The sequence below is a fragment of the Vibrio sp. CB1-5 genome (assembly GCF_059412285.1).
Map to the genome: position 1 here is coordinate 1 of NZ_JBJHPB010000027.1, position 17,084 is coordinate 17,084.

Genomic DNA, 17,084 nt, shown 5'->3' on the forward strand with positions numbered 1-17,084 from the left:
TTCAGGTTTCTTTCAACCTGACGGGTTTGCCAGCTTCGCTGGGCAAACAAAAAAAACGTGCGAGTAATCGCACGTTTTATATTGATACCTAAAACCTATCAATGATGAGCTTCCGCTTCTTCTTTCGATCCAACGTAGTCGAACACGAGATCATCATCTTTAAGCGATACGCGTACCGTACCACCGTCAACCAGACTACCGAACAGAAGTTCGTTCGCCAGTGGCTTCTTAAGTTTATCTTGGATAACGCGGCCCATTGGACGTGCGCCCATGGTCTTATCGTAACCCTTGACTGCAAGCCAATCACGCGCTTCATCAGAAACCTCAAGCGATACACCACGCGTATCAAGCTGAGCTTGTAGCTCGACAATGAACTTATCAACCACTTGGTGGATAACAACATCGTCTAGGCTGTTGAACCAGATAATTCCGTCAAGACGATTGCGGAACTCTGGCGTGAACACGCGCTTAATAGCACCCATCGCATCCGGCTTGTGATCTTGTTGGATCAGGCCGATCGATTTCTTCTCAGTTTCTGTCACACCTGCGTTACTAGTCATGACTAGGATAACATTGCGGAAATCGGCTTTGCGGCCGTTGTTATCCGTCAATGTGCCGTTATCCATAACCTGTAGGAGCAAGTTAAAGATATCCGGGTGTGCTTTCTCAATTTCATCAAGAAGTACCACTGAATGAGGGTGCTTAATGACCGCATCAGTAAGCAAGCCGCCTTGGTCGTAACCAACGTAACCTGGAGGCGCACCAATTAGGCGGCTGACAGAGTGACGCTCACCGTATTCAGACATATCAAAACGAAGTAACTCGATACCAAGCAGTTTCGATAGCTGTACCGTGACTTCCGTCTTACCGACACCGGTAGGACCTGCAAACAAGAAAGAACCTACTGGCCTGTCATCATTACCGAGACCTGCACGAGTCATTTTGATAGCTTCAGACAACACATCGATGGCTTGGTCTTGACCAAACACCAGCATCTTCATCTTCTCATCAAGGTTCTGAAGAATATCTTTATCAGACGAAGAGACAGATTTCTCTGGAATACGAGCCATCTTAGCCACCATAGCTTCGATATCGGCAACACCTACCGTTTTCTTACGGCGGCTTGCTGGCACCAATCGGCTGCGTGCACCCGCTTCATCAATGACGTCAATCGCTTTATCTGGCAAGTGACGCTCATTGATGTATTTAGCCGATAACTCAACCGCTGCGCGAAGTGCTTTGTTGGTATAACGGACTTCGTGGTGTTCTTCGTATTTCGGTTTCAGACCCATAAGGATCTTCGTTGTGTCATCAAGTGATGGCTCAACCACGTCAATTTTCTGGAATCGACGAGACAGCGCACGCTCTTTATCAAAGATGTTGCTGTACTCTTGGTAGGTTGTTGAACCAATACAGCGAAGCTTACCGCTGCTTAGTAACGGCTTGATAAGGTTAGCGGCATCGACTTGCCCACCCGAAGCGGCACCCGCACCGATGATGGTATGAATTTCATCGATAAATAAAATTGCATCGTCTTCTTTTTCAAGCTGCTTGAGAATCGCTTTAAAACGTTTTTCAAAATCACCACGATACTTGGTACCCGCTAGCAGTGAACCGATATCGAGCGAGTAGATAACGCTATTACTGATAACTTCAGGTACTTGGCCTTCAACAATTCTCCAAGCCAAACCTTCAGCAATGGCTGTCTTACCAACGCCAGCTTCACCGACGAGCAGTGGGTTGTTTTTACGACGACGACAAAGCACTTGAATAGTTCGCTCAAGCTCTTTATCGCGACCAATAAGAGGGTCGATGTTACCGGCTTTCGCGACTTGGTTAAGGTTAGTCGCAAAGCTTTCTAAACGGTCTTCACCATTCGCTTCTTCTATGCTCTCACTGCTCCCACCTAGTGAACCACTTGACGGTTCATCACCTGAAGGCCCGGCATTTTTGGTAATACCGTGAGAGATAAAGTTAACAATATCTAGGCGGCTTATGTCGTTCTTTTTGAGGAGGTAAGCGGCGTGAGATTCTTGTTCGCTGAAAATAGCAACAAGGACATTGGCGCCAGTGACTTCACTGCGGCCAGAAGACTGAACATGGAAAACAGCACGCTGAAGCACACGTTGGAAGCTCAATGTCGGTTGAGTCTCTCGAGTGTCGTCAGATTCAGGGATAAGCGGCGTCGTTTGATCGATGAAGATATCAAGCTCATTGCGCAGCGTTTCTAGGTTAGCGTTACAAGCAGTAAGGGCCTCTTTAGCCGAGTCATTTTCCAACAAAGCTAAAAGGAGATGCTCTACGGTCATGAATTCATGTCTTTTGTCACGGGCACGAGCGAATGCACCGTTCAGACTCGATTCTAGTTCTTTGTTCAGCATAAGTACCTCCTAAAGAATGGCAAACGCCATTCAAGCGAAAATTAGGCTTTTTCCATGGTACACAATAGCGGGTGTTCATGTTCCCTTGAATACATGGTCACTTGAGCAACTTTCGTTTCAGCAACTTCGGCGGTGAATGTGCCACAAACAGCTTTGCCTTCGTAGTGCACAGCCAACATCACCTGCGTTGCCTTATCTTCGTTGAGTGAAAAAAAGCGTTCCAAGATTTCTACAACAAAGTCCATCGGAGTGTAATCATCGTTATTGAGAATAACGTTGTACAACGCCGGTGGCTCAACCTTAGTTTTTTCTTTCTCCAGTAAGTCTGAGTCTGGAGTCACCCATTCAAAATTTTTACTCATGGCCAAATGTTTGAGAGTTTTCTTTTAAAGTCAGAACAGTGTGTCAGTCAAAAGAGAGTTAGCCAAGGCTAACTTGCTCTCGAGAACTGTCACTCGAAAAACATCTCTTATAAAGAGACTAATGCACCAATTGTATCGCTGCAAACAAAACAATGCTATTCGAGTGTGTCACATATGAGCCAAGTTGAAAAAACTTATTCCTCCTTTTGTCTAGCATACATTAAGGGCATGTAAACAAAAGCTTTCCATTGCACATTTGTTAAAACCAAGGCGCATATGTATAGAATATGTAGTTATTTATACCTATTTCCTATTGACTACGCTCAATGTTTGACTAGAGTGGTTAACTAGTGACTAAAATTTAACAAGTTATGAATCACTATGCCTCCACGGGTGAGAAAATTCCTACATCTAAACCTCTTTGTTTGGGCCTCCCGCTCTCTCTTAAGAGTGGTTAGATTGGCAGGCCCTATTGAAGGTACGTAGATTCATAACAAATAGTCTCAATGAAGTAAGTAGATTTACCAACGGTCAGTATCTTCTACCGCAACTTCAGTTACAAAATGCATGAGGGATGTATAGCATGGCGATAGGTACAGTAAAATGGTTTAACAATGCCAAAGGATTTGGCTTTATTTGTCCAGAAGGTGAAGACGGCGATATTTTTGCTCACTACTCGACAATCAAAATGGACGGCTACCGCACTTTAAAGGCTGGCCAGCAAGTAAACTACGAAGTAGAAGAAGGCCCTAAGGGCTATCACGCCAGCGTAGTAACACCGGTAGAAGGTGGTCTAGCGAAGTAGTAGTCATTTACAAATCAATACGAATTACCTGAAAATACTGACCGTAAGACATAAAAAACCACCGTTAGGTGGTTTTTTTATGTCTTAAAAACCACAGTAAAACCCTTAAAATCAGACACTTAAAGGAAAATAGAAACAACCAAAAAAAATAGCGACCACATAATGACCACGCCACCTAAACTAAATCACAAAAGTGATAAGCGTACCCGCCGCCCTATTGGCGTCGAATTCGAAGCGCTAAAGCAAGGATTGATTTAACCTCAAAACACCAGAGTTAATAGTCAAGCTCGCATCCCATTTGTTGGTATCCTTGAGTTTAGTATTTTGACTTGCATGAGGATTGGTGAGGTTTGCTCTCTACGCTGGGAAGATATCAACGAAGAACATAAAACTGTGGTGGTGCGTGACCGTAAAGACCTCACGCAAGAAACAGGGGAACCACATGATTGTCCCATTGTTGGCAAAGTCGTTTGAAATTGCTATGCGCCAGCCAAAAGAGAGCGAGTTGATTTTTCCTTTGAACTCTCGAAGTGTCACCGCTGGTTTCCAGCGAGTTAGGAATAAGCTAGGGATTGAGGATTTGCGTTATCATGATTTACGTCGTGAGGGGGCTAGTCGTTAGTTTGAGAAAGGTTACTCCATTGAGGAAGCAGCCCAAGTTACGGGGCATAGAAACTTGAACATTCTTTAGCAAGTTTACACTCAACTATTTCCCAAAAGTTTACATAGATAGGATAGCTAAAAACGTTGTTATAACGAATGGAATCAACCAACGCCACTCCTTTCGCACACAAGCAATTACCTTGTGTGCGAATTTTGATGTCCAGTGTTTGCGATACCTCTCACCCGGATAGACTCCTTCCAAGTAATATTTATCGCCCACCCACCATTTTTTGAACATTTCTTTCATTAGTAACTACTTATCAAACACTAGACAGCCAGAAATAAAGCTTTCATATTGTTCAGTAAATCCACGTAGAGAAAACACGCTTCGTTTACCCTCTTTTATGTCTAACCTAAACTTGATAGTTTCGCCAGTCAAAAGCTGCTCTACCATATAATCTAGTCCCCCCCCCAAATAAACTACTGCACCCGTATTGACATGCTTCAAACGACTTCTTATGGCTTGGTTCTGATCTACCCTGTACATGGCATAAATGTAATCATCTTGACTGCGAGAACCGCCATAAATTAAGGCGAGCATGGGATATCTATCAGGGCTGCAAGTAAACAACATTGCAGATTTTTCATCCTCACTATACCCTAACAAGGTTGAACTAACTTCATCCGTAAATTCATCGACACTATGCGTTAGTTCCCAAGTGACACCTTGAGCCCAAGTTCCTAATGAAATGAACAAAGCTATAGAAACTAAGACGACAACCCGTGTAGTTTGCATGATAGAACCACCAATCTCTGAACGTTAGTTATATACTACTATATACATTAGACTTAAAAAAAGAGGCACCCAATGGAAAATGGAACCCTACTTATCCTATTTCTTTGTTTAATGGCCTGCTTAGGTCTGTTCATTCATTTATTAGCGACTACTGGCAGCAATAAAAATTGCTATAACTGTGGTGTTGATTTGGGGCTATTCAAAGGAAATTATGTAGTAAAAATGAAAAATGGCACTTTCAAAAACGTCTGTAATAAGTGCGATAAAAAGCTATATAAAATGCAAACAAGAAGAAAGGGTAAGCATTGGTAACTACTGTACAGGTTACTAAAGTACTTGCCCGTCAACTTTCAAGGGTCTTATTATATGCTTTTTTAAGAGTGGTATATCTCCAACCCACTGAAAACGCTATTAAAGTCCCTTACTTTCTAATCTAGTTAAGCGTTCATCCATCTTCTCCATCATCAGCCTCAACCATTTTACATCTGTTTTGAGCGCTACTCCTACTCCAACGCCACTAGATAGCGCACTTACACCTGCCACAATAATCGTCTGATACTCAGCCATTGAACTCATCCCGTACCGCCTCCCACAAACCGACAAAAATTGGCGCAGCTACACCAACCAAGCCACCCACTTGCACACCTTCAGGCGTCACACTCGCTGTCAATAGTTCTGGGTGCCCCGTTGCCAATGCTATCCCCGCACCAATGAGCGCTAGCCCCTTCTTAGTTGATGCCTGTTTCAAATCTATTTTCATAGCTGTTACTCCTAGCCGTTGATGCGCTTCCAGATATAAGCGCTGATTAAAGCGGTCAGGATGCCAACCGCTAGACGTTGCATTACTTCTTTTTGGGTCATGCCAGTGCTACCCCTTGCGCTGCATCTTCTAATGAGTAGTAGCGCCCGACTTCCATAATCGACATGGAGTGCACTAAGCGAGTCATAAACTCATCATCAAAAAGATTAAGCGGGGTACTGGCGCCCACATTGAGGCGACCCGCCACGAACTGCACGTAGTTGTCCGTGTCGTTGTTGTCACTCTTTGGCGCAAAGCGGCTGATAATTCCTTGAAGGGTGTTCAGGCCATAAAGGTTTTGGTAGTTGCGAATGAGCTTGGTCGCCGCACGAAAGCCGTATTTCGAGTGTGAGAAGGTTTCAAACGCTTTATCTTTGGAGGGCGTTACTTTGCCTGTCCAAGCGTTGTTACTAATGCGAATGTTGAGCGGGTTGTTGTTGCGGATTCCGCGATTGAGTTGTGATTTCACGATGTTTACCCCTTTGGGTGCGCCAAGCATCAGCGCACCGATTATCAGAACAATTATGATTAGGCGCATAGTGATTACTCAGGCTCTGGCATCACATACGCCAGCTTGTGAGCACCGACGAACCTTACACAAAGACCATCTTTATTCGGTGCCACATTGGCGGCAGAAAACGCCGCCAATGCATCGTCATTGTCACCATGCATTCGAACGCCCATCACTAAATTCGCTGTATCTTCGTAAGTGTCAAAGTAGTGATTGACTGTTTGGCAGTCGGTAGGATGAAGCGTCACCGTTATTTCACCTCGTACACCCAGAAATGACTGACCACCCGACCCACGCCCCAAGCGGCTCAAGTGGTACATTTCCCCATCCAACAGAGAAATCTCTGAAAGTCCTTCACTTGGCGAATCTTCAATAAACACGTCGTAAGCCATTCGGATCATCGACTCGTATTCGTCAATTTGCGCTTGAGTCAATGCCGTACCCCATTCGATGCGCCAAACACCCTCAACACTAAAAACAAGTTGGAGCACTTCATCTGACTCGGCCGCAAACTCAGGCGCAAAATCCTTAACCAACTGGTTAATGCCCACACAATCTTTATAACGACTTGATGAGTCTAGAGCCAAGCACGTTGAACCAAAAATATCACTCATACGACTAAGTGACTCAAGGCGAAACATTCTGTAAGGCTCATCATCTGAGTTCACCCAATCAACACCGTGCGCAAATTTACAATCACCTTGGATAAGTTGGGCACCACCCGAGTTTTCACCCGAGTTTTCAAGGTTCGCTAGAAGATCATACAAGAATTCAATCTTGTTGCGGCTGCTGCCAGTTGGTAAAGCTGGAAAGGTGGACATAATTAGTACTCCAATACCTGCGCTTTATCGGGCGCGGTTCCTGTTAATGTGAATGTGGCGGCAGTTTCAACCGTGAGCTTTTCGCCTGCCGTAAGCTCAAAGCCGTTAAGACTGATTAGCCCTGCATTGGCACTACTGGCTTTGATGATGACGCCTTTACGAGCAGGGTTAGCGGGTACCTCTAAAGGCATTTCTCCGCTTAGTGTTGAAAGTGCGCTACCAGAGAGCACTTTGATTGTTTGTCCCGCTGCCAGTTCAACGCTTGGCATGGTGCCAACATTCACCGACTGACCGCTTTTGAGTTGAACGTCAGGCAGGGTTTTAACTTCGACTTGCTGACCATCTTCAATCTGCACCTTTGGCAGAGAGGACACGCCCACGCTTTGCCCCGCTTCAATTTCGACTTTGGGTAACTCGGTTACCCCTACTGTTTGACCAGGCATGAAGCTGACTGACGGCATGGTTTGAATATCGAGCTTTTGCCCTTCCACTGGCGGGGTGAAGTCACCCACACCATGCTCAAGAGACAGCGCCCCTTCACCAGAGAGAAGGATTCGACCTAATGGCTTGCCATAGCGAAACACCGAGCGATTGGGTAGCGAGAAGCTTTCCCCTGTCGCGTCAATTTGCACCGATAACTTGCCCGAAATCGACTCAACAAAGAGCCATGTAGAGTCAATGGTTAGGGGAATGGTTTGCCCCTTGGTGAGATTTAGGTTCATTTGCCTACCGCCTTAACCAGCACAAAGCCCAGCACCAACACAATCACTGCCATAAGCACTAATTGCTGTTTGTTGAGTGCGCTTTGCCCGTTGTCTTGTTTGAACTTCGCAAGCTCGGTGAGCTTGGCAAGGTTCTCGGTGTTTTGAGCCGCTTGGTTACCTGCAAGCCCTGCCATCATTTGCAGGTTTTCGCTATTGGTTGAGCTGAACTCGTTGAGTGCACCCGCCGCGAACTTGAGACTGTTATCCGTGTTGCGCTCAACTAAACCGAGCGATTCACTCATTGCCCCACTTGCAAACTCGTAGGACTCATCTAGGGCATCCCCTGCAAAGGCAAAGGACTCATCCACCGTGTCACTAGCAAAATCAAGAGTTTGCTCGCCAAAGGCAAAGGCTTTGTCCACGGCGCCGTGGTCGGTTGCGGTGATATTGAGCGTTGAATCGCTCACCCCGCTGACCGCTACGCCTAAGTTGTCGCCGTCAATGGCATTCTGACCACTGACGTTTTTAGTATTCGTTGTTGTATTGCTTGAGGAGCTACCGCCACCACCCATGCTACAACCTCCACTTTAGGTATTTGGCGTTGCCGTGGGTCGATTCCGTCACACCACCTAGCCGCTTGAGTAGCCTCACCACTAAAGGAAAATAAGAGTGGCAAGCCATTGCGGTTAAGTCGTTTTGCTTCACGAACTCGGAAAGCACACGGGTAGCCTTGAGCGCGTTTTTTCCTACCGCCGCCCAAATGAAATAGGTATCGCCGCGCACCTCACCCGCCAGTAAGCAATCTACCCCTTCCCCTTGGATGTGATAGACACTCACACGCCCTGCCTCAATCTCGTGCAGCATCACTGCAAAATCATTGGGGCAAGCACGAAAAGCGGGCTTGAGTGCGTCAATCGACGCTTGGCTTTTGGTGACGACGCGAATCATTTCTTTCGCATCCAAACGATGAGCACGGCAACTACCCCCGCGACAATCAACCAAGTCGGCACACCGCCGCCCATGTTGATACCACCCACGGATTGACCAGAGCTATTGCTTGAACGTGACGACGAAGGCGCCGCCGCGCCGCCACCTGCATTGATGGGCATCGAGCCGCTATTGGTCAGAGAATCAAAACCAATCATTTACCACCTCAACTTGAGCCAGATGACCAGCGCAATCACTGCGAAAACCATCCACTTTGCTTTGTTGATTTCCTTGGCGGTGAGGTAACCCAAAGTCACCCCCGCCAAGCCTAAGTACGCTAACGGCATCACTTGCCCCCTTTGAGCGCAAAAGCAAAGCCACCGATTAGCACTAGCGCAATGAGCACGATGATTGCCACGGTCTGCCACTGCATGCCGCCAGAGGTGGTATGCACAGGTTGCCCGTTGGGTTGCTGATAGTCGTTATTGTTGGCGCGGTTTTCGTCAGGGCTGGCAGACTTAGCGCGGTCTAACTCGTTATCCATCTTGATACCAAGCCAATCCTCACCAAAGCCACCGACCACATCGACGGCACCACCCACAAGCTCACCCGCACCCTCTAGGATGCTGTCGAACCAACCGCCTCCACTTTCGGCGGTTTGCGTCACACTAGGGTTTTCCATCGGTCACCCCCTTACTTTGGTTGTGCGATAACGCCCACTTGCTCAATCGCTTCAATCAGAACGGGCACACTGCCGTGTTGTGATTTATCAAGCTCGAATTGCAATTGCTTCATTGCATTAGTTGGCAAGCGACCCTCAACGCCGAAACCAGTACGAACAAAATCAAGGCTGAACCAACCTACGTTTTGCTCTAGACCTGAAATCGCCAAGTCGAAAGCGTTATCCGCTTTGGTGACGTTGATTTCTTCCACGCTGTCACGCAGAACACGAACACGGTCAATAGACGAATCTTTGAAGTGCACACGCTTGAGTGAAAACAGGGGTGAACGCTCGGCAAAGTCGAACGGGGTGCGACCTGTCGCACTGGCGAACCAAGTCAGTGAATAGATACGTGGTAGGTAAACACGCTTCGATTGTGCTGCTGTCGTATGAGAGCGAGCGCGGATACTTGGCGCAGGTGTACCACCCGTTTTAGAGGCAAGCTGGATATACACAAACCAGATTTCGCCTTGCAGCGTGACCAGTTCACCAGTACGAACGCCGCCTTTAGTGCGAAGGGTTAAATCCGCAAATGGGATAACGTAGCGACCTTCTTGAGTAAATTGCTTACGGTGTTCTTGAAGGTCAACCAAGTCTTGACCTGTCAGGTTGTACACTTCCTTACCGTTCAGCGTGATGCGTACACGCTCAACATCGGCAGGGTCAGTAATGTCAGTGACCAGTTCGATGGATTGGTAAGTTGGACCACTCACCAAGCGCAGTGTGGCTTGGTTGCCCCAATTCACACCCTCAACAGGGTCTAAATCGAGTGGGCGCGGGTTAAATGGCGTGTTTAGTAGTTCCATAGCTTAAAACCACCCTGAGTTACCATTGATTTGCTCTTTGATAGGCTTGAGCGCGCCTACGTTGTTGATGACTGCCAATGCAATCAACATGACCACGATGGTCATTAGCATTGTTTTGTGCGTTGCTTTCATTTGTTTCCCCTGCTTCACAGCGTTGGAACGGTTAAAGGAGTCATTATCAAATCAGGTGGCGGGGAGTTCGTCACTAAGGTTCAACCTATAGGTATAACTTTTAACCTATAGGTTGAAATGAGAGGTTAACGGTAGTTTCTTGAGAGCCTTTTGCCCGTTTCGCAGTTCAGCGCGCCGCGCTCTAGGTTGCCAATGCCGTCACGAATAATCAGGTATTCGGCAATGGCTTTGCCGATACACTGCTTATTGACCTTGGCACTTTTCAGATCGGCAACTTCGTTAGAATGCACCCCTTTTTGCTTGGCGACCCAATCGGCATCAACGCCAGAGTTGACCGCACCGAGCCACCACACACTTGATTGGTTGGTGACGGTTTTGGGTACCTCTTGCCCACGCTGAAAGATGGTGTGAACCACATGACCAAACTGGCGACCACCACGGAGCAATTCACCTGTTTTGCCTTCGAGCTTGCCTGAGGTTTCCGCGCAGCTTGCCAGCTCCTCAATCACCACATGCAATTTGGGTTTATGACCATCGCCAAGCGCCCAAGCAATCGCGCTGAAGGTTTCAAGCTCCGACATACACGCGCCCTTTGGTGGAATGTAGGCGAGCTTAAACGAACATCCTGCACGGCGCCCTTGTACCGCCGCCTTGATAAACTTGGCGGGGTCAGTAAAGCCGTGACACATTTGCCCGTGAAACTTTTGACCTGCGTAGTTTCGGTACGGGTCAAAGAACAGCGCTTGTGACTTCTTAGGCACTAGCCCCATGTATTTCACCGCACTGGTTTTGCCGCTACCCGTGCCGCCAAGGTACACGGTATGCTCGGCGTCATGGGATGGGTTGGAGTTAATCGGGTTTACGATGAGAGTCACGCTCGGCCTCCTGCTGCTTTTTCAGTTCAAGGGCGGTGATTTGCTTTTTCGATGCCCACCACAAGCCAAGGATTGCCAAGGCAAGGGTCATGATGTTCATGTAATCGCCGCATTGGTCGAGCAGTGCCCCGCCATATTGCTTGGCAACAGGGCGAGCCGCATTCACCACGCTTTGCTTGGCGCGCTCATCAAACTCAAAATCAATGTCTTTGAGAATCGACACGGCTTGCTCAACCACCACTAGCCCCGTGGTGACCAGCGCATCAAACGCTTCGGTGGTATCGACCTCTGGCTGACTTTCAGTTGAAGCTAACGTGCCTTCTTGTACTGACGGCTCATTGTTGAGGTTGGCAATGTAAGCATCCAACTCATCAAGGTTGTCAGCACTCGTTTCAACAGTTGGGTTACTCATGGCTATCGCCCTCCTCACTCGGTTGCGGCTTGGCTAACATGCGTTTAATGGCAAACAGCAACACGACAATGACGCCAAGACAGGCGGCAACCTTGAAGATTTGCGGTTTCAGGCTTGTCTCTGGCGGTGTTGGCTCAGTGGTTTCAGTGGTACTTGACTCGGTTGGTGGGAGCATTTCGGCGGGAGGGGTTACCGTAGGCGAAAAACTCTCAACGCTTTCAACACTCGGTTCAACCGTTGATTCAACCGTTGGCTCAACCTTGTCAGATAAGGCTTGGAGCGCTTCCTTGGTTTCAGTCATGTTGTCAGTGCAATAGCCACTCACGGTTTTACTCATTGAACTGTTGCCGCAGTCAGGGCACTTGTAATAGAGCAAGCCAAGGTTGCGACCGTTCTTGACCGTTTCCCCGCTATCTATCAAGCGACCTTCACCCACCATATGAACGGTGGCAGTGCTGCTACAAACGGGGCACGGCACATAGCCGCGCACTGGATTGGGCGTTTTACTCATCGGTAGTCGCCTCCTCAATCACTGCATTCAACTGCTTTTCAAGCGCTTGTTTGCGCTGCGCTCGAATGACTCGGTTTGATTTGGCGACGAGTTTTGCTTTGTCGATGAGCTTAGGGTCTAAGCCAAGCATGGAAAGCGGGTCTGCGCCGCCCATAAGGACTTTGGGCGCCAATGATAAAAGCTCACTTGGTGACAGGTCTTTGACGGTATCAAACGCCGTTTCTAACTCGGTTTCCAGTGCGTCAATGGTGTTAAGGCGCGCAAGCTCGGCTTGGCACTCATCTTTGGTCATGGTTTTCATGGTGTTCATGGTGTTCCCCTGTCTCTCGACGTTGGTTAAATGGTTGGTAAGGTTGCCCCTGATTCACATCGTTGGCAGTAAGCTAGGTGCCACCTCTGGCAGCGAACTCCTCCCACTCTGGCGAGCCAAACCTATCTAGCTCGTTGAACAAGAAAAAGTTATCAATGATTTGCTGTTGTCTTGGTGGCGAAATTTTCTGCGTACAATTATTGCCACTAGACCAAGGCGCAAGCTCCCGCTTGCTTGAAGAAGCCTCCGACAAGTCGGATGGCTTTTTGATGAGCTTCCACTCTATCTCATGGGTGAGCACTTCTAGACCGCTTCCACGCAGCCCAATAACACGCGCTGTCATTTCACCGTATTTGTTTTCTTTGGCTTCTTTCTTGGTGGTAATTGGGCGCATGGATTGGGGCAGTCTGTGACCGCCCATGTAATCGAAAAAGGCAGAAAAGAAACCTGCATCAGCGGCGCGGCGCGCCTTCTCAAAGGTGCAATATTCTTGCTCGTCGCTAATGCGTCTTAGCTCGCGCCATACCGTGACAGACGGTGTTTTTTGAAACTGGAACTGACGAAAACAGAAGGTGCGTGACCATGAAGTGACGTTTTTCACCGTGTCTTGCAGCTTGGCTTTCTTGTTATCGAGATCCGATAAATCCTCAAGCCCAAAGCCGTCTACGTTTTTAGAAATGTACTTGGCAAGGTAAGCAACGGCGCCGCCTTCGGTGCCGTCCAGCATCTTAGCTTCAAAGCGCGCTTTCATAGCTCGGTGTTTTGGGTCGCCGTTCTTGAAATAAAGCTCTGCGCTGTCACGCTGAAACTGGTATTCCTGCAGCATTTTGATAAACACGGGCATTTGCTCAAGTGGCATGAAAAACACGCCGTGCCAATGCGGTGTACCGTCTTGGTGAGGCTCCACGACTCGCATCCCGTAATAGGTTAAGTCATGGCGCCCCGCCCATGCTCGAAAACGGTTCCAAGACATAGACAGCCAAGCGTGAGCACCTTTTGGGGTGCCACCGTCCCAATGGGTGTTTTCAATCCAGTATTCACCGCGCTTGGTAAGCCTGTGAAAACGGCTCGGTGCGGTCATAGTGATAAAAATGGCGGCGTGGTTGTTTGAGTCTGCATACTCCTGACAGCCAGCAATGCGGGTCATGAGTTCATGACGACGATTAACAGGGTTGGACTGTGACGACTCATGCACCTGTGACATTTCCACCACATCACCCTCAACGGATTCAATTGCCATGAGTTCTAACCATTCACGCTGTCGCTCTTGGCGAATCTTGAGCCACTCACACGCTGAAATCGACGCGTAAGGGGAAATGTGCGGCGATACCATCCCCGCCGCCCTGCGCGCATTCTCAAACGCTGCTACGGTCTGTTTGTCGATAGCTCGGCGCCATACGCCCTCATCAAGCAAACGGGCAAGAATGGAATAAGCCTCATCTTCATCGTTGGCGACTTCAAATTGAGGCATCCAAAGGCAAGCTCCAACGTATTCATGAATGCGCTTAATCGCATCGAATACCGTGCCGCCTGTTTTAACGACGAACTCAAAGTGAAAACCTGCGCGCCCTGACAACTCAGTGGCAAGACGAGCGCGTTTTAACTCTGTGTTAATTTTCCAGTATGGCTCTGGCAGTGACCCAAGCGCAGACGATGCCGCCGCACTGCGAGACTCAATAAACTGCAATGCGCGCTTAAAACCGTACTTACGAAAACGAACCGCTGACGCTTTATCAAGGTAATTGCGAATGTCATTAGGTAGCTTGAACTTGTTAGCAACTTGGTGAGCGAACTCAAACACGCGCTCTTTAGGCGTGGCACCACATAGCGGTTGATGCTTTTCCGCTACCATCGCCAAATGAGGCGCCGTGGCTTGGTTTTTCATCACATACGTCGCAAGCTCCTGACGCAGATTAGTCGGGAGCTTAGTCAACGGGTTATTAGTGGTCTTGCCGATTTTTTGCATTGATTAACGCTTAGTCCAAGTCAGAGGGTTAACGTTGAGTTTGCGAGCGCGTGGGCGGTTCAAGCCAAGCTCAGAGCGAAGCTTTTGAACCATGCGCGCTGACTTTTCACTCTTGTCAGGGTCGAAGTTGGCGCACCCCGCCATATCGGGGCACGGCAAATGAATGGGGTCAGATACTTTCATGTTGTGACCCCCTATGCTCTAAAACGCTTTGGAACCAATTCACCCCGTGAGCGATAACGGCTCAACCGCACACTCAAAGGATATTTCGGATATGGTTCCTCAAGAGAAACACCGACCACACGAAACAGGGTGTAAATGTTTCTTTCTGCCAACCAATACATCAATTTAACGTCACGACTTCGCGCCGCCCTTCTTAGCTCGTAATAATCATCCCTAAAGCTCATGCTCGCCCCCTAAGCTTCAACGCTTTCCATGAGTTCAATTGCTTCCTCAAGCTGAACTAAAACACCTGAGAGGTAGTTGTCCTCGTCAACATCATTGCAAGGGCACATATGGTTCTCGATAACCTTGTGTAAAAGCTTGGCTTCGCTTGAGTGAGTAAAATCTAAGCTGATGCCGTGTAATGGTGTGGTTTGCATAGTCGCCCCCTTAAATCGCAGCTTTCCAATCAGTGAACTCTTGAGCTTGCTCTTGCGCGTACTCCTCAAGCGCTTTCATGTTAATTAGCGTGCGACCACGGCGACCACCTTCACGACGAATTACAGGTAACTTTCCTGTTTGTACCTGACATTTAACGGCGTCTACTGTGAAACCAGCTAGCTCTGCATACTTTTCAGGGGTCACAAATGGGGCATATTGTTTGTTTATATTGTTTCCTGACTGCTCGTTATGTTCTAACATTAAAAGTAACCTCTCTTTTGAATTGGAATTTGTTTGCTTGTGTTAGTTTATGTTATTTACAGTAATTCCATTCATTAGTGTTTGTCAATGTTAGTTAAGGGTTATTTATGCGTGAATGGTTCTTGAGTACAGAGTTGATAGGGCTAAAAGGAATGCCAAACTCAACTACTGGAATCTCACAAAAAGCCAAGAGAAACAATTGGATAAGTAGAAAGGCAGCTGGAAATGGTCGTGCTCTTGAGTACCATATTTCTAATTTTCATGATGAAGTGTTAAATGCGTTAAATGAGAAGTACGGCACACTTGGCGAAAGTAACGTTTCACACGTTTTCGATACTGCACCTAACGACGATTCCGTTTCAATTCCTGAGTTTAACGTCAACGCCGCAGCGGGAGCTGGCAAGCTAGTTAGTGGGGAACATCAAACAGGTACTTTCACCGTTTCTGCACAACTTATTCGAGATTTGGGGTTACAGCCTCAATTGACCGCTGTTGTTTTTTGCTCTGGCTCAAGCATGATGCCAACCATGAATGATAATGACCGAATCTTGGTTGATACTCGCGAGTTAACAGAGCCTGTGAAAGACGGCGTCTACGTTATTCGAGTCGATGACATGGTTTATGTGAAGCGCTTGAAGTGGAACATCTTAGAGCAAGGGTACGAAATCATCTCTGATAATCCCGACTATGAAAACTTCTCAATGTTTGGCGAAGACTTAAACCGACTAAAAATCATTGGCCGTGCTGCAATGGTAATGCGCTCACTATGACAATCAAAAAAGACGGTGATAAATGGCTTGTCGATGTTCGTCCAGCAGGGCGGGCGGGCAGACGTTTTCGCAAGAAATTTGATAAAAAATCCGAGGCGCTAGCGTATGAAAAACACATCCTTGCGACTGAGCACAATAAAAAGTGGGTAAGCAAGCCCAAGGACACAAGAAACCTATCCGAACTCATTGAGGTTTGGTGGACTATTGCAGGGCAATATAAACGAACAGCCATCCCATACAAGCGCGACCTAACGCGCTTTTGTCGAGAACTTGACGACCCTGCAGCCCACAAGATTGATGCTAAACTCATCACCGATTGGATCGCCGACATGCAAAGCAGAAATCTCAAAGACAGTACAATTCGACGCTCAATGCAGTGCTTGAGCAACGTCTTTACCGTGCTAATTGAGTCGGGCAACTACCACCATGAAAACCCGCTAAAAGGCATTAAACGCCCTACTGTCAGAAGAGAAGAAATGGCTTATCTGACGCTAGAGCAGATCAGGATTCTGAGGTCAGAGATACAAAGTAATGAAATGATGCTCAATGCTGTTGATATTTGCCTTTCAACTGGCTCGCGTTGGCGTGAAATGATACTGCTTAAATCAAGCAACCTGTCCCCACACCGAATAAGATTTACTCAAACTAAAACTGATAAACCTAGAACAGTTCCAATCAGTGAAGAACTCTATGAGAGAATTTATCCGAAACGCGGCGGGGCATTATTCCCTTATGACTTTCAAAAAGAACTGCGACAGATACTAATAGACTTGGAATTTGAGTTACCAAAAAGTCAGAAAACGCACATTCTACGCCACACTTTTGCAAGTCACTTTATTATGAATGGTGGCAACATCCTCACACTACAAAAAATCCTTGGGCACTCCGATATAAAGCAAACACTAGGCTATGCCCACCTTGCTCCCGACTTTCTTCAGGACGCAGTTAGAATGAACCCGCTATCAATGTCCACATTGTGACCACACATATAATTTCCCATGACCTTTA

At 47.5% G+C, this 17,084-nt stretch carries 26 protein-coding genes and 1 pseudogene; 5 read left to right on the top strand and 22 right to left on the bottom strand.

All coding sequences use genetic code 11. The features are described 5' to 3' along the window. Nucleotides 1-98 precede the first annotated feature (98 nt). On the bottom strand, nt 99-2,381 hold the full coding sequence (gene clpA, locus ACJB0T_RS17180) for an ATP-dependent Clp protease ATP-binding subunit ClpA (RefSeq protein ID WP_479290725.1): 2,283 nt from the start codon (nt 2,379-2,381) through the stop codon (nt 99-101). 41 nt (nt 2,382-2,422) lie between these two features. Next, nucleotides 2,423-2,743: an ATP-dependent Clp protease adapter ClpS gene (gene clpS / locus ACJB0T_RS17185; protein WP_112460455.1), complete on the bottom strand. Its 321-nt coding sequence runs from the start codon at nt 2,741-2,743 to the stop codon at nt 2,423-2,425. A 583-nt stretch (nt 2,744-3,326) separates the two neighbouring features. On the opposite strand from clpS, the gene cspD reads away from it, so the two are divergent. Then, nucleotides 3,327-3,548 (top strand): cold shock domain-containing protein CspD, encoded by a 222-nt coding sequence (gene cspD, locus ACJB0T_RS17190; RefSeq protein WP_479290726.1) that lies wholly within the window; start codon nt 3,327-3,329, stop codon nt 3,546-3,548. 189 nt (nt 3,549-3,737) lie between these two features. Continuing rightward, a pseudogene (locus ACJB0T_RS17195) lies at nt 3,738-4,239 on the top strand (site-specific integrase); the annotation flags it as partial. A 225-nt stretch (nt 4,240-4,464) separates the two neighbouring features. On the opposite strand, the gene ACJB0T_RS17200 reads toward ACJB0T_RS17195, so the two are convergent. Beyond that, a complete protein-coding gene (locus ACJB0T_RS17200) occupies nt 4,465-4,947 on the bottom strand; it encodes a hypothetical protein (RefSeq protein ID WP_479290727.1) in 483 nt (160 codons plus the stop codon). Between the two features lie 72 nt (nt 4,948-5,019). On the opposite strand from ACJB0T_RS17200, the gene ACJB0T_RS17205 reads away from it, so the two are divergent. Continuing rightward, on the top strand, nt 5,020-5,259 hold the full coding sequence (locus ACJB0T_RS17205; RefSeq protein ID WP_479290728.1) for a hypothetical protein: 240 nt from the start codon (nt 5,020-5,022) through the stop codon (nt 5,257-5,259). A 99-nt stretch (nt 5,260-5,358) separates the two neighbouring features. Here the strand turns inward: ACJB0T_RS17205 and ACJB0T_RS17210 are convergent, their stop codons facing one another. From ACJB0T_RS17210 to ACJB0T_RS17300, 19 genes are all read right to left on the bottom strand, one after another. Further along, a complete protein-coding gene (locus ACJB0T_RS17210) occupies nt 5,359-5,514 on the bottom strand; it encodes a hypothetical protein (protein WP_479290729.1) in 156 nt (51 codons plus the stop codon). Next, nucleotides 5,507-5,707, bottom strand: coding sequence for a hypothetical protein (locus ACJB0T_RS17215; RefSeq protein WP_479290730.1), 201 nt, complete (start codon nt 5,705-5,707; stop codon nt 5,507-5,509). The genes ACJB0T_RS17210 and ACJB0T_RS17215 overlap by 8 nt, the downstream gene beginning before the upstream one ends. Before the next feature lie 97 nt (nt 5,708-5,804). Beyond that, nucleotides 5,805-6,284, bottom strand: a complete 480-nt coding sequence (locus ACJB0T_RS17220) for a structural protein (protein WP_479290731.1) — start codon at nt 6,282-6,284, stop codon at nt 5,805-5,807. Between the two features lie 5 nt (nt 6,285-6,289). Further along, nucleotides 6,290-7,078, bottom strand: a complete 789-nt coding sequence (locus ACJB0T_RS17225) for a hypothetical protein (RefSeq protein ID WP_479290732.1) — start codon at nt 7,076-7,078, stop codon at nt 6,290-6,292. Between the two features lie 2 nt (nt 7,079-7,080). Further along, entirely contained in the window at nt 7,081-7,800 is a 720-nt protein-coding gene (locus ACJB0T_RS17230; RefSeq protein ID WP_479290733.1) for a hypothetical protein, read from the bottom strand. Next, complete coding sequence (locus ACJB0T_RS17235; protein WP_479290734.1) at nt 7,797-8,354, bottom strand: chemotaxis protein; 558 nt, start codon at nt 8,352-8,354, stop codon at nt 7,797-7,799. The genes ACJB0T_RS17230 and ACJB0T_RS17235 overlap by 4 nt, the downstream gene beginning before the upstream one ends. Nucleotide 8,355: 1 nt before the next feature. Then, nucleotides 8,356-8,730, bottom strand: coding sequence for a DNAase (locus ACJB0T_RS17240; RefSeq protein WP_429761604.1), 375 nt, complete (start codon nt 8,728-8,730; stop codon nt 8,356-8,358). After that, nucleotides 8,727-8,927, bottom strand: coding sequence for a hypothetical protein (locus ACJB0T_RS17245; protein ID WP_112479085.1), 201 nt, complete (start codon nt 8,925-8,927; stop codon nt 8,727-8,729). The genes ACJB0T_RS17240 and ACJB0T_RS17245 overlap by 4 nt, the downstream gene beginning before the upstream one ends. 128 nt (nt 8,928-9,055) lie before the next feature. Then, nucleotides 9,056-9,391, bottom strand: a complete 336-nt coding sequence (locus ACJB0T_RS17250; RefSeq protein ID WP_479290735.1) for a hypothetical protein — start codon at nt 9,389-9,391, stop codon at nt 9,056-9,058. 11 nt (nt 9,392-9,402) lie between these two features. Then, nucleotides 9,403-10,236 (bottom strand): major capsid protein P2, encoded by an 834-nt coding sequence (locus ACJB0T_RS17255; RefSeq protein ID WP_479290736.1) that lies wholly within the window; start codon nt 10,234-10,236, stop codon nt 9,403-9,405. A 3-nt stretch (nt 10,237-10,239) separates the two neighbouring features. Next, a complete protein-coding gene (locus tag ACJB0T_RS17260; RefSeq protein WP_275426429.1) occupies nt 10,240-10,368 on the bottom strand; it encodes a hypothetical protein in 129 nt (42 codons plus the stop codon). A 125-nt stretch (nt 10,369-10,493) separates the two neighbouring features. Then, on the bottom strand, nt 10,494-11,243 hold the full coding sequence (locus ACJB0T_RS17265) for a hypothetical protein (protein WP_338163415.1): 750 nt from the start codon (nt 11,241-11,243) through the stop codon (nt 10,494-10,496). Beyond that, nucleotides 11,218-11,655 (bottom strand): hypothetical protein, encoded by a 438-nt coding sequence (locus tag ACJB0T_RS17270; RefSeq protein ID WP_479290737.1) that lies wholly within the window; start codon nt 11,653-11,655, stop codon nt 11,218-11,220. Before ACJB0T_RS17270 ends, ACJB0T_RS17265 begins: the two co-directional genes overlap by 26 nt. Further along, nucleotides 11,648-12,166 carry a hypothetical protein gene (locus tag ACJB0T_RS17275; protein WP_479290738.1) on the bottom strand — a complete coding sequence of 173 codons (519 nt, stop codon included), beginning with the start codon at nt 12,164-12,166 and terminating at the stop codon, nt 11,648-11,650. Before ACJB0T_RS17275 ends, ACJB0T_RS17270 begins: the two co-directional genes overlap by 8 nt. Further along, complete coding sequence (locus ACJB0T_RS17280) at nt 12,159-12,476, bottom strand: hypothetical protein (RefSeq protein WP_479290739.1); 318 nt, start codon at nt 12,474-12,476, stop codon at nt 12,159-12,161. The genes ACJB0T_RS17275 and ACJB0T_RS17280 overlap by 8 nt, the downstream gene beginning before the upstream one ends. A 73-nt stretch (nt 12,477-12,549) precedes the next feature. Then, nucleotides 12,550-14,442, bottom strand: coding sequence for a replication endonuclease (locus tag ACJB0T_RS17285; protein ID WP_479290740.1), 1,893 nt, complete (start codon nt 14,440-14,442; stop codon nt 12,550-12,552). Nucleotides 14,443-14,445: 3 nt separating this feature from the next. Further along, the gene (locus ACJB0T_RS17290; protein ID WP_479290741.1) at nt 14,446-14,625 is read right to left on the bottom strand and encodes a hypothetical protein; all 180 of its coding nucleotides are present in this window, start codon (nt 14,623-14,625) and stop codon (nt 14,446-14,448) included. Nucleotides 14,626-14,858: 233 nt separating this feature from the next. Next, the gene (locus ACJB0T_RS17295) at nt 14,859-15,044 is read right to left on the bottom strand and encodes a hypothetical protein (RefSeq protein ID WP_479290742.1); all 186 of its coding nucleotides are present in this window, start codon (nt 15,042-15,044) and stop codon (nt 14,859-14,861) included. Nucleotides 15,045-15,054: 10 nt separating this feature from the next. Next, nucleotides 15,055-15,306, bottom strand: a complete 252-nt coding sequence (locus ACJB0T_RS17300) for a hypothetical protein (protein ID WP_479290743.1) — start codon at nt 15,304-15,306, stop codon at nt 15,055-15,057. Nucleotides 15,307-15,413: 107 nt separating this feature from the next. Here ACJB0T_RS17300 and ACJB0T_RS17305 point away from each other — a divergent pair, with 107 nt between their 5' ends. Beyond that, nucleotides 15,414-16,076: a helix-turn-helix domain-containing protein gene (locus tag ACJB0T_RS17305; RefSeq protein WP_479290744.1), complete on the top strand. Its 663-nt coding sequence runs from the start codon at nt 15,414-15,416 to the stop codon at nt 16,074-16,076. Beyond that, nucleotides 16,073-17,056 (top strand): phage integrase, encoded by a 984-nt coding sequence (locus tag ACJB0T_RS17310; RefSeq protein ID WP_479290745.1) that lies wholly within the window; start codon nt 16,073-16,075, stop codon nt 17,054-17,056. Before ACJB0T_RS17305 ends, ACJB0T_RS17310 begins: the two co-directional genes overlap by 4 nt. Nucleotides 17,057-17,084 lie beyond the last annotated feature (28 nt).

What these genes read in the sequence shown, in the direction of transcription:
- ACJB0T_RS17270 (WP_479290737.1), bottom strand. Translation starts at nt 11,655, where the DNA reads ATGAGTAACCCAACTGTTGAAACGAGTGCTGACAACCTTGATGAGTTG.
- clpA (WP_479290725.1), bottom strand. Translation starts at nt 2,381, where the DNA reads ATGCTGAACAAAGAACTAGAATCGAGTCTGAACGGTGCATTCGCTCGT.
- ACJB0T_RS17275 (WP_479290738.1), bottom strand. Translation starts at nt 12,166, where the DNA reads ATGAGTAAAACGCCCAATCCAGTGCGCGGCTATGTGCCGTGCCCCGTT.
- ACJB0T_RS17245 (WP_112479085.1), bottom strand. Translation starts at nt 8,927, where the DNA reads ATGATTGGTTTTGATTCTCTGACCAATAGCGGCTCGATGCCCATCAAT.
- ACJB0T_RS17200 (WP_479290727.1), bottom strand. Translation starts at nt 4,947, where the DNA reads ATGCAAACTACACGGGTTGTCGTCTTAGTTTCTATAGCTTTGTTCATT.
- ACJB0T_RS17290 (WP_479290741.1), bottom strand. Translation starts at nt 14,625, where the DNA reads ATGAAAGTATCTGACCCCATTCATTTGCCGTGCCCCGATATGGCGGGG.
- ACJB0T_RS17310 (WP_479290745.1), top strand. Translation starts at nt 16,073, where the DNA reads ATGACAATCAAAAAAGACGGTGATAAATGGCTTGTCGATGTTCGTCCA.
- ACJB0T_RS17235 (WP_479290734.1), bottom strand. Translation starts at nt 8,354, where the DNA reads ATGGGTGGTGGCGGTAGCTCCTCAAGCAATACAACAACGAATACTAAA.
- ACJB0T_RS17300 (WP_479290743.1), bottom strand. Translation starts at nt 15,306, where the DNA reads ATGTTAGAACATAACGAGCAGTCAGGAAACAATATAAACAAACAATAT.
- cspD (WP_479290726.1), top strand. Translation starts at nt 3,327, where the DNA reads ATGGCGATAGGTACAGTAAAATGGTTTAACAATGCCAAAGGATTTGGC.
- ACJB0T_RS17305 (WP_479290744.1), top strand. Translation starts at nt 15,414, where the DNA reads ATGCGTGAATGGTTCTTGAGTACAGAGTTGATAGGGCTAAAAGGAATG.
- ACJB0T_RS17220 (WP_479290731.1), bottom strand. Translation starts at nt 6,284, where the DNA reads ATGCGCCTAATCATAATTGTTCTGATAATCGGTGCGCTGATGCTTGGC.
- ACJB0T_RS17210 (WP_479290729.1), bottom strand. Translation starts at nt 5,514, where the DNA reads ATGGCTGAGTATCAGACGATTATTGTGGCAGGTGTAAGTGCGCTATCT.
- ACJB0T_RS17255 (WP_479290736.1), bottom strand. Translation starts at nt 10,236, where the DNA reads ATGGAACTACTAAACACGCCATTTAACCCGCGCCCACTCGATTTAGAC.
- ACJB0T_RS17285 (WP_479290740.1), bottom strand. Translation starts at nt 14,442, where the DNA reads ATGCAAAAAATCGGCAAGACCACTAATAACCCGTTGACTAAGCTCCCG.
- clpS (WP_112460455.1), bottom strand. Translation starts at nt 2,743, where the DNA reads ATGAGTAAAAATTTTGAATGGGTGACTCCAGACTCAGACTTACTGGAG.
- ACJB0T_RS17205 (WP_479290728.1), top strand. Translation starts at nt 5,020, where the DNA reads ATGGAAAATGGAACCCTACTTATCCTATTTCTTTGTTTAATGGCCTGC.
- ACJB0T_RS17230 (WP_479290733.1), bottom strand. Translation starts at nt 7,800, where the DNA reads ATGAACCTAAATCTCACCAAGGGGCAAACCATTCCCCTAACCATTGAC.
- ACJB0T_RS17295 (WP_479290742.1), bottom strand. Translation starts at nt 15,044, where the DNA reads ATGCAAACCACACCATTACACGGCATCAGCTTAGATTTTACTCACTCA.
- ACJB0T_RS17250 (WP_479290735.1), bottom strand. Translation starts at nt 9,391, where the DNA reads ATGGAAAACCCTAGTGTGACGCAAACCGCCGAAAGTGGAGGCGGTTGG.
- ACJB0T_RS17280 (WP_479290739.1), bottom strand. Translation starts at nt 12,476, where the DNA reads ATGAACACCATGAAAACCATGACCAAAGATGAGTGCCAAGCCGAGCTT.
- ACJB0T_RS17260 (WP_275426429.1), bottom strand. Translation starts at nt 10,368, where the DNA reads ATGAAAGCAACGCACAAAACAATGCTAATGACCATCGTGGTCATGTTG.
- ACJB0T_RS17240 (WP_429761604.1), bottom strand. Translation starts at nt 8,730, where the DNA reads ATGATTCGCGTCGTCACCAAAAGCCAAGCGTCGATTGACGCACTCAAG.
- ACJB0T_RS17215 (WP_479290730.1), bottom strand. Translation starts at nt 5,707, where the DNA reads ATGAAAATAGATTTGAAACAGGCATCAACTAAGAAGGGGCTAGCGCTC.
- ACJB0T_RS17225 (WP_479290732.1), bottom strand. Translation starts at nt 7,078, where the DNA reads ATGTCCACCTTTCCAGCTTTACCAACTGGCAGCAGCCGCAACAAGATT.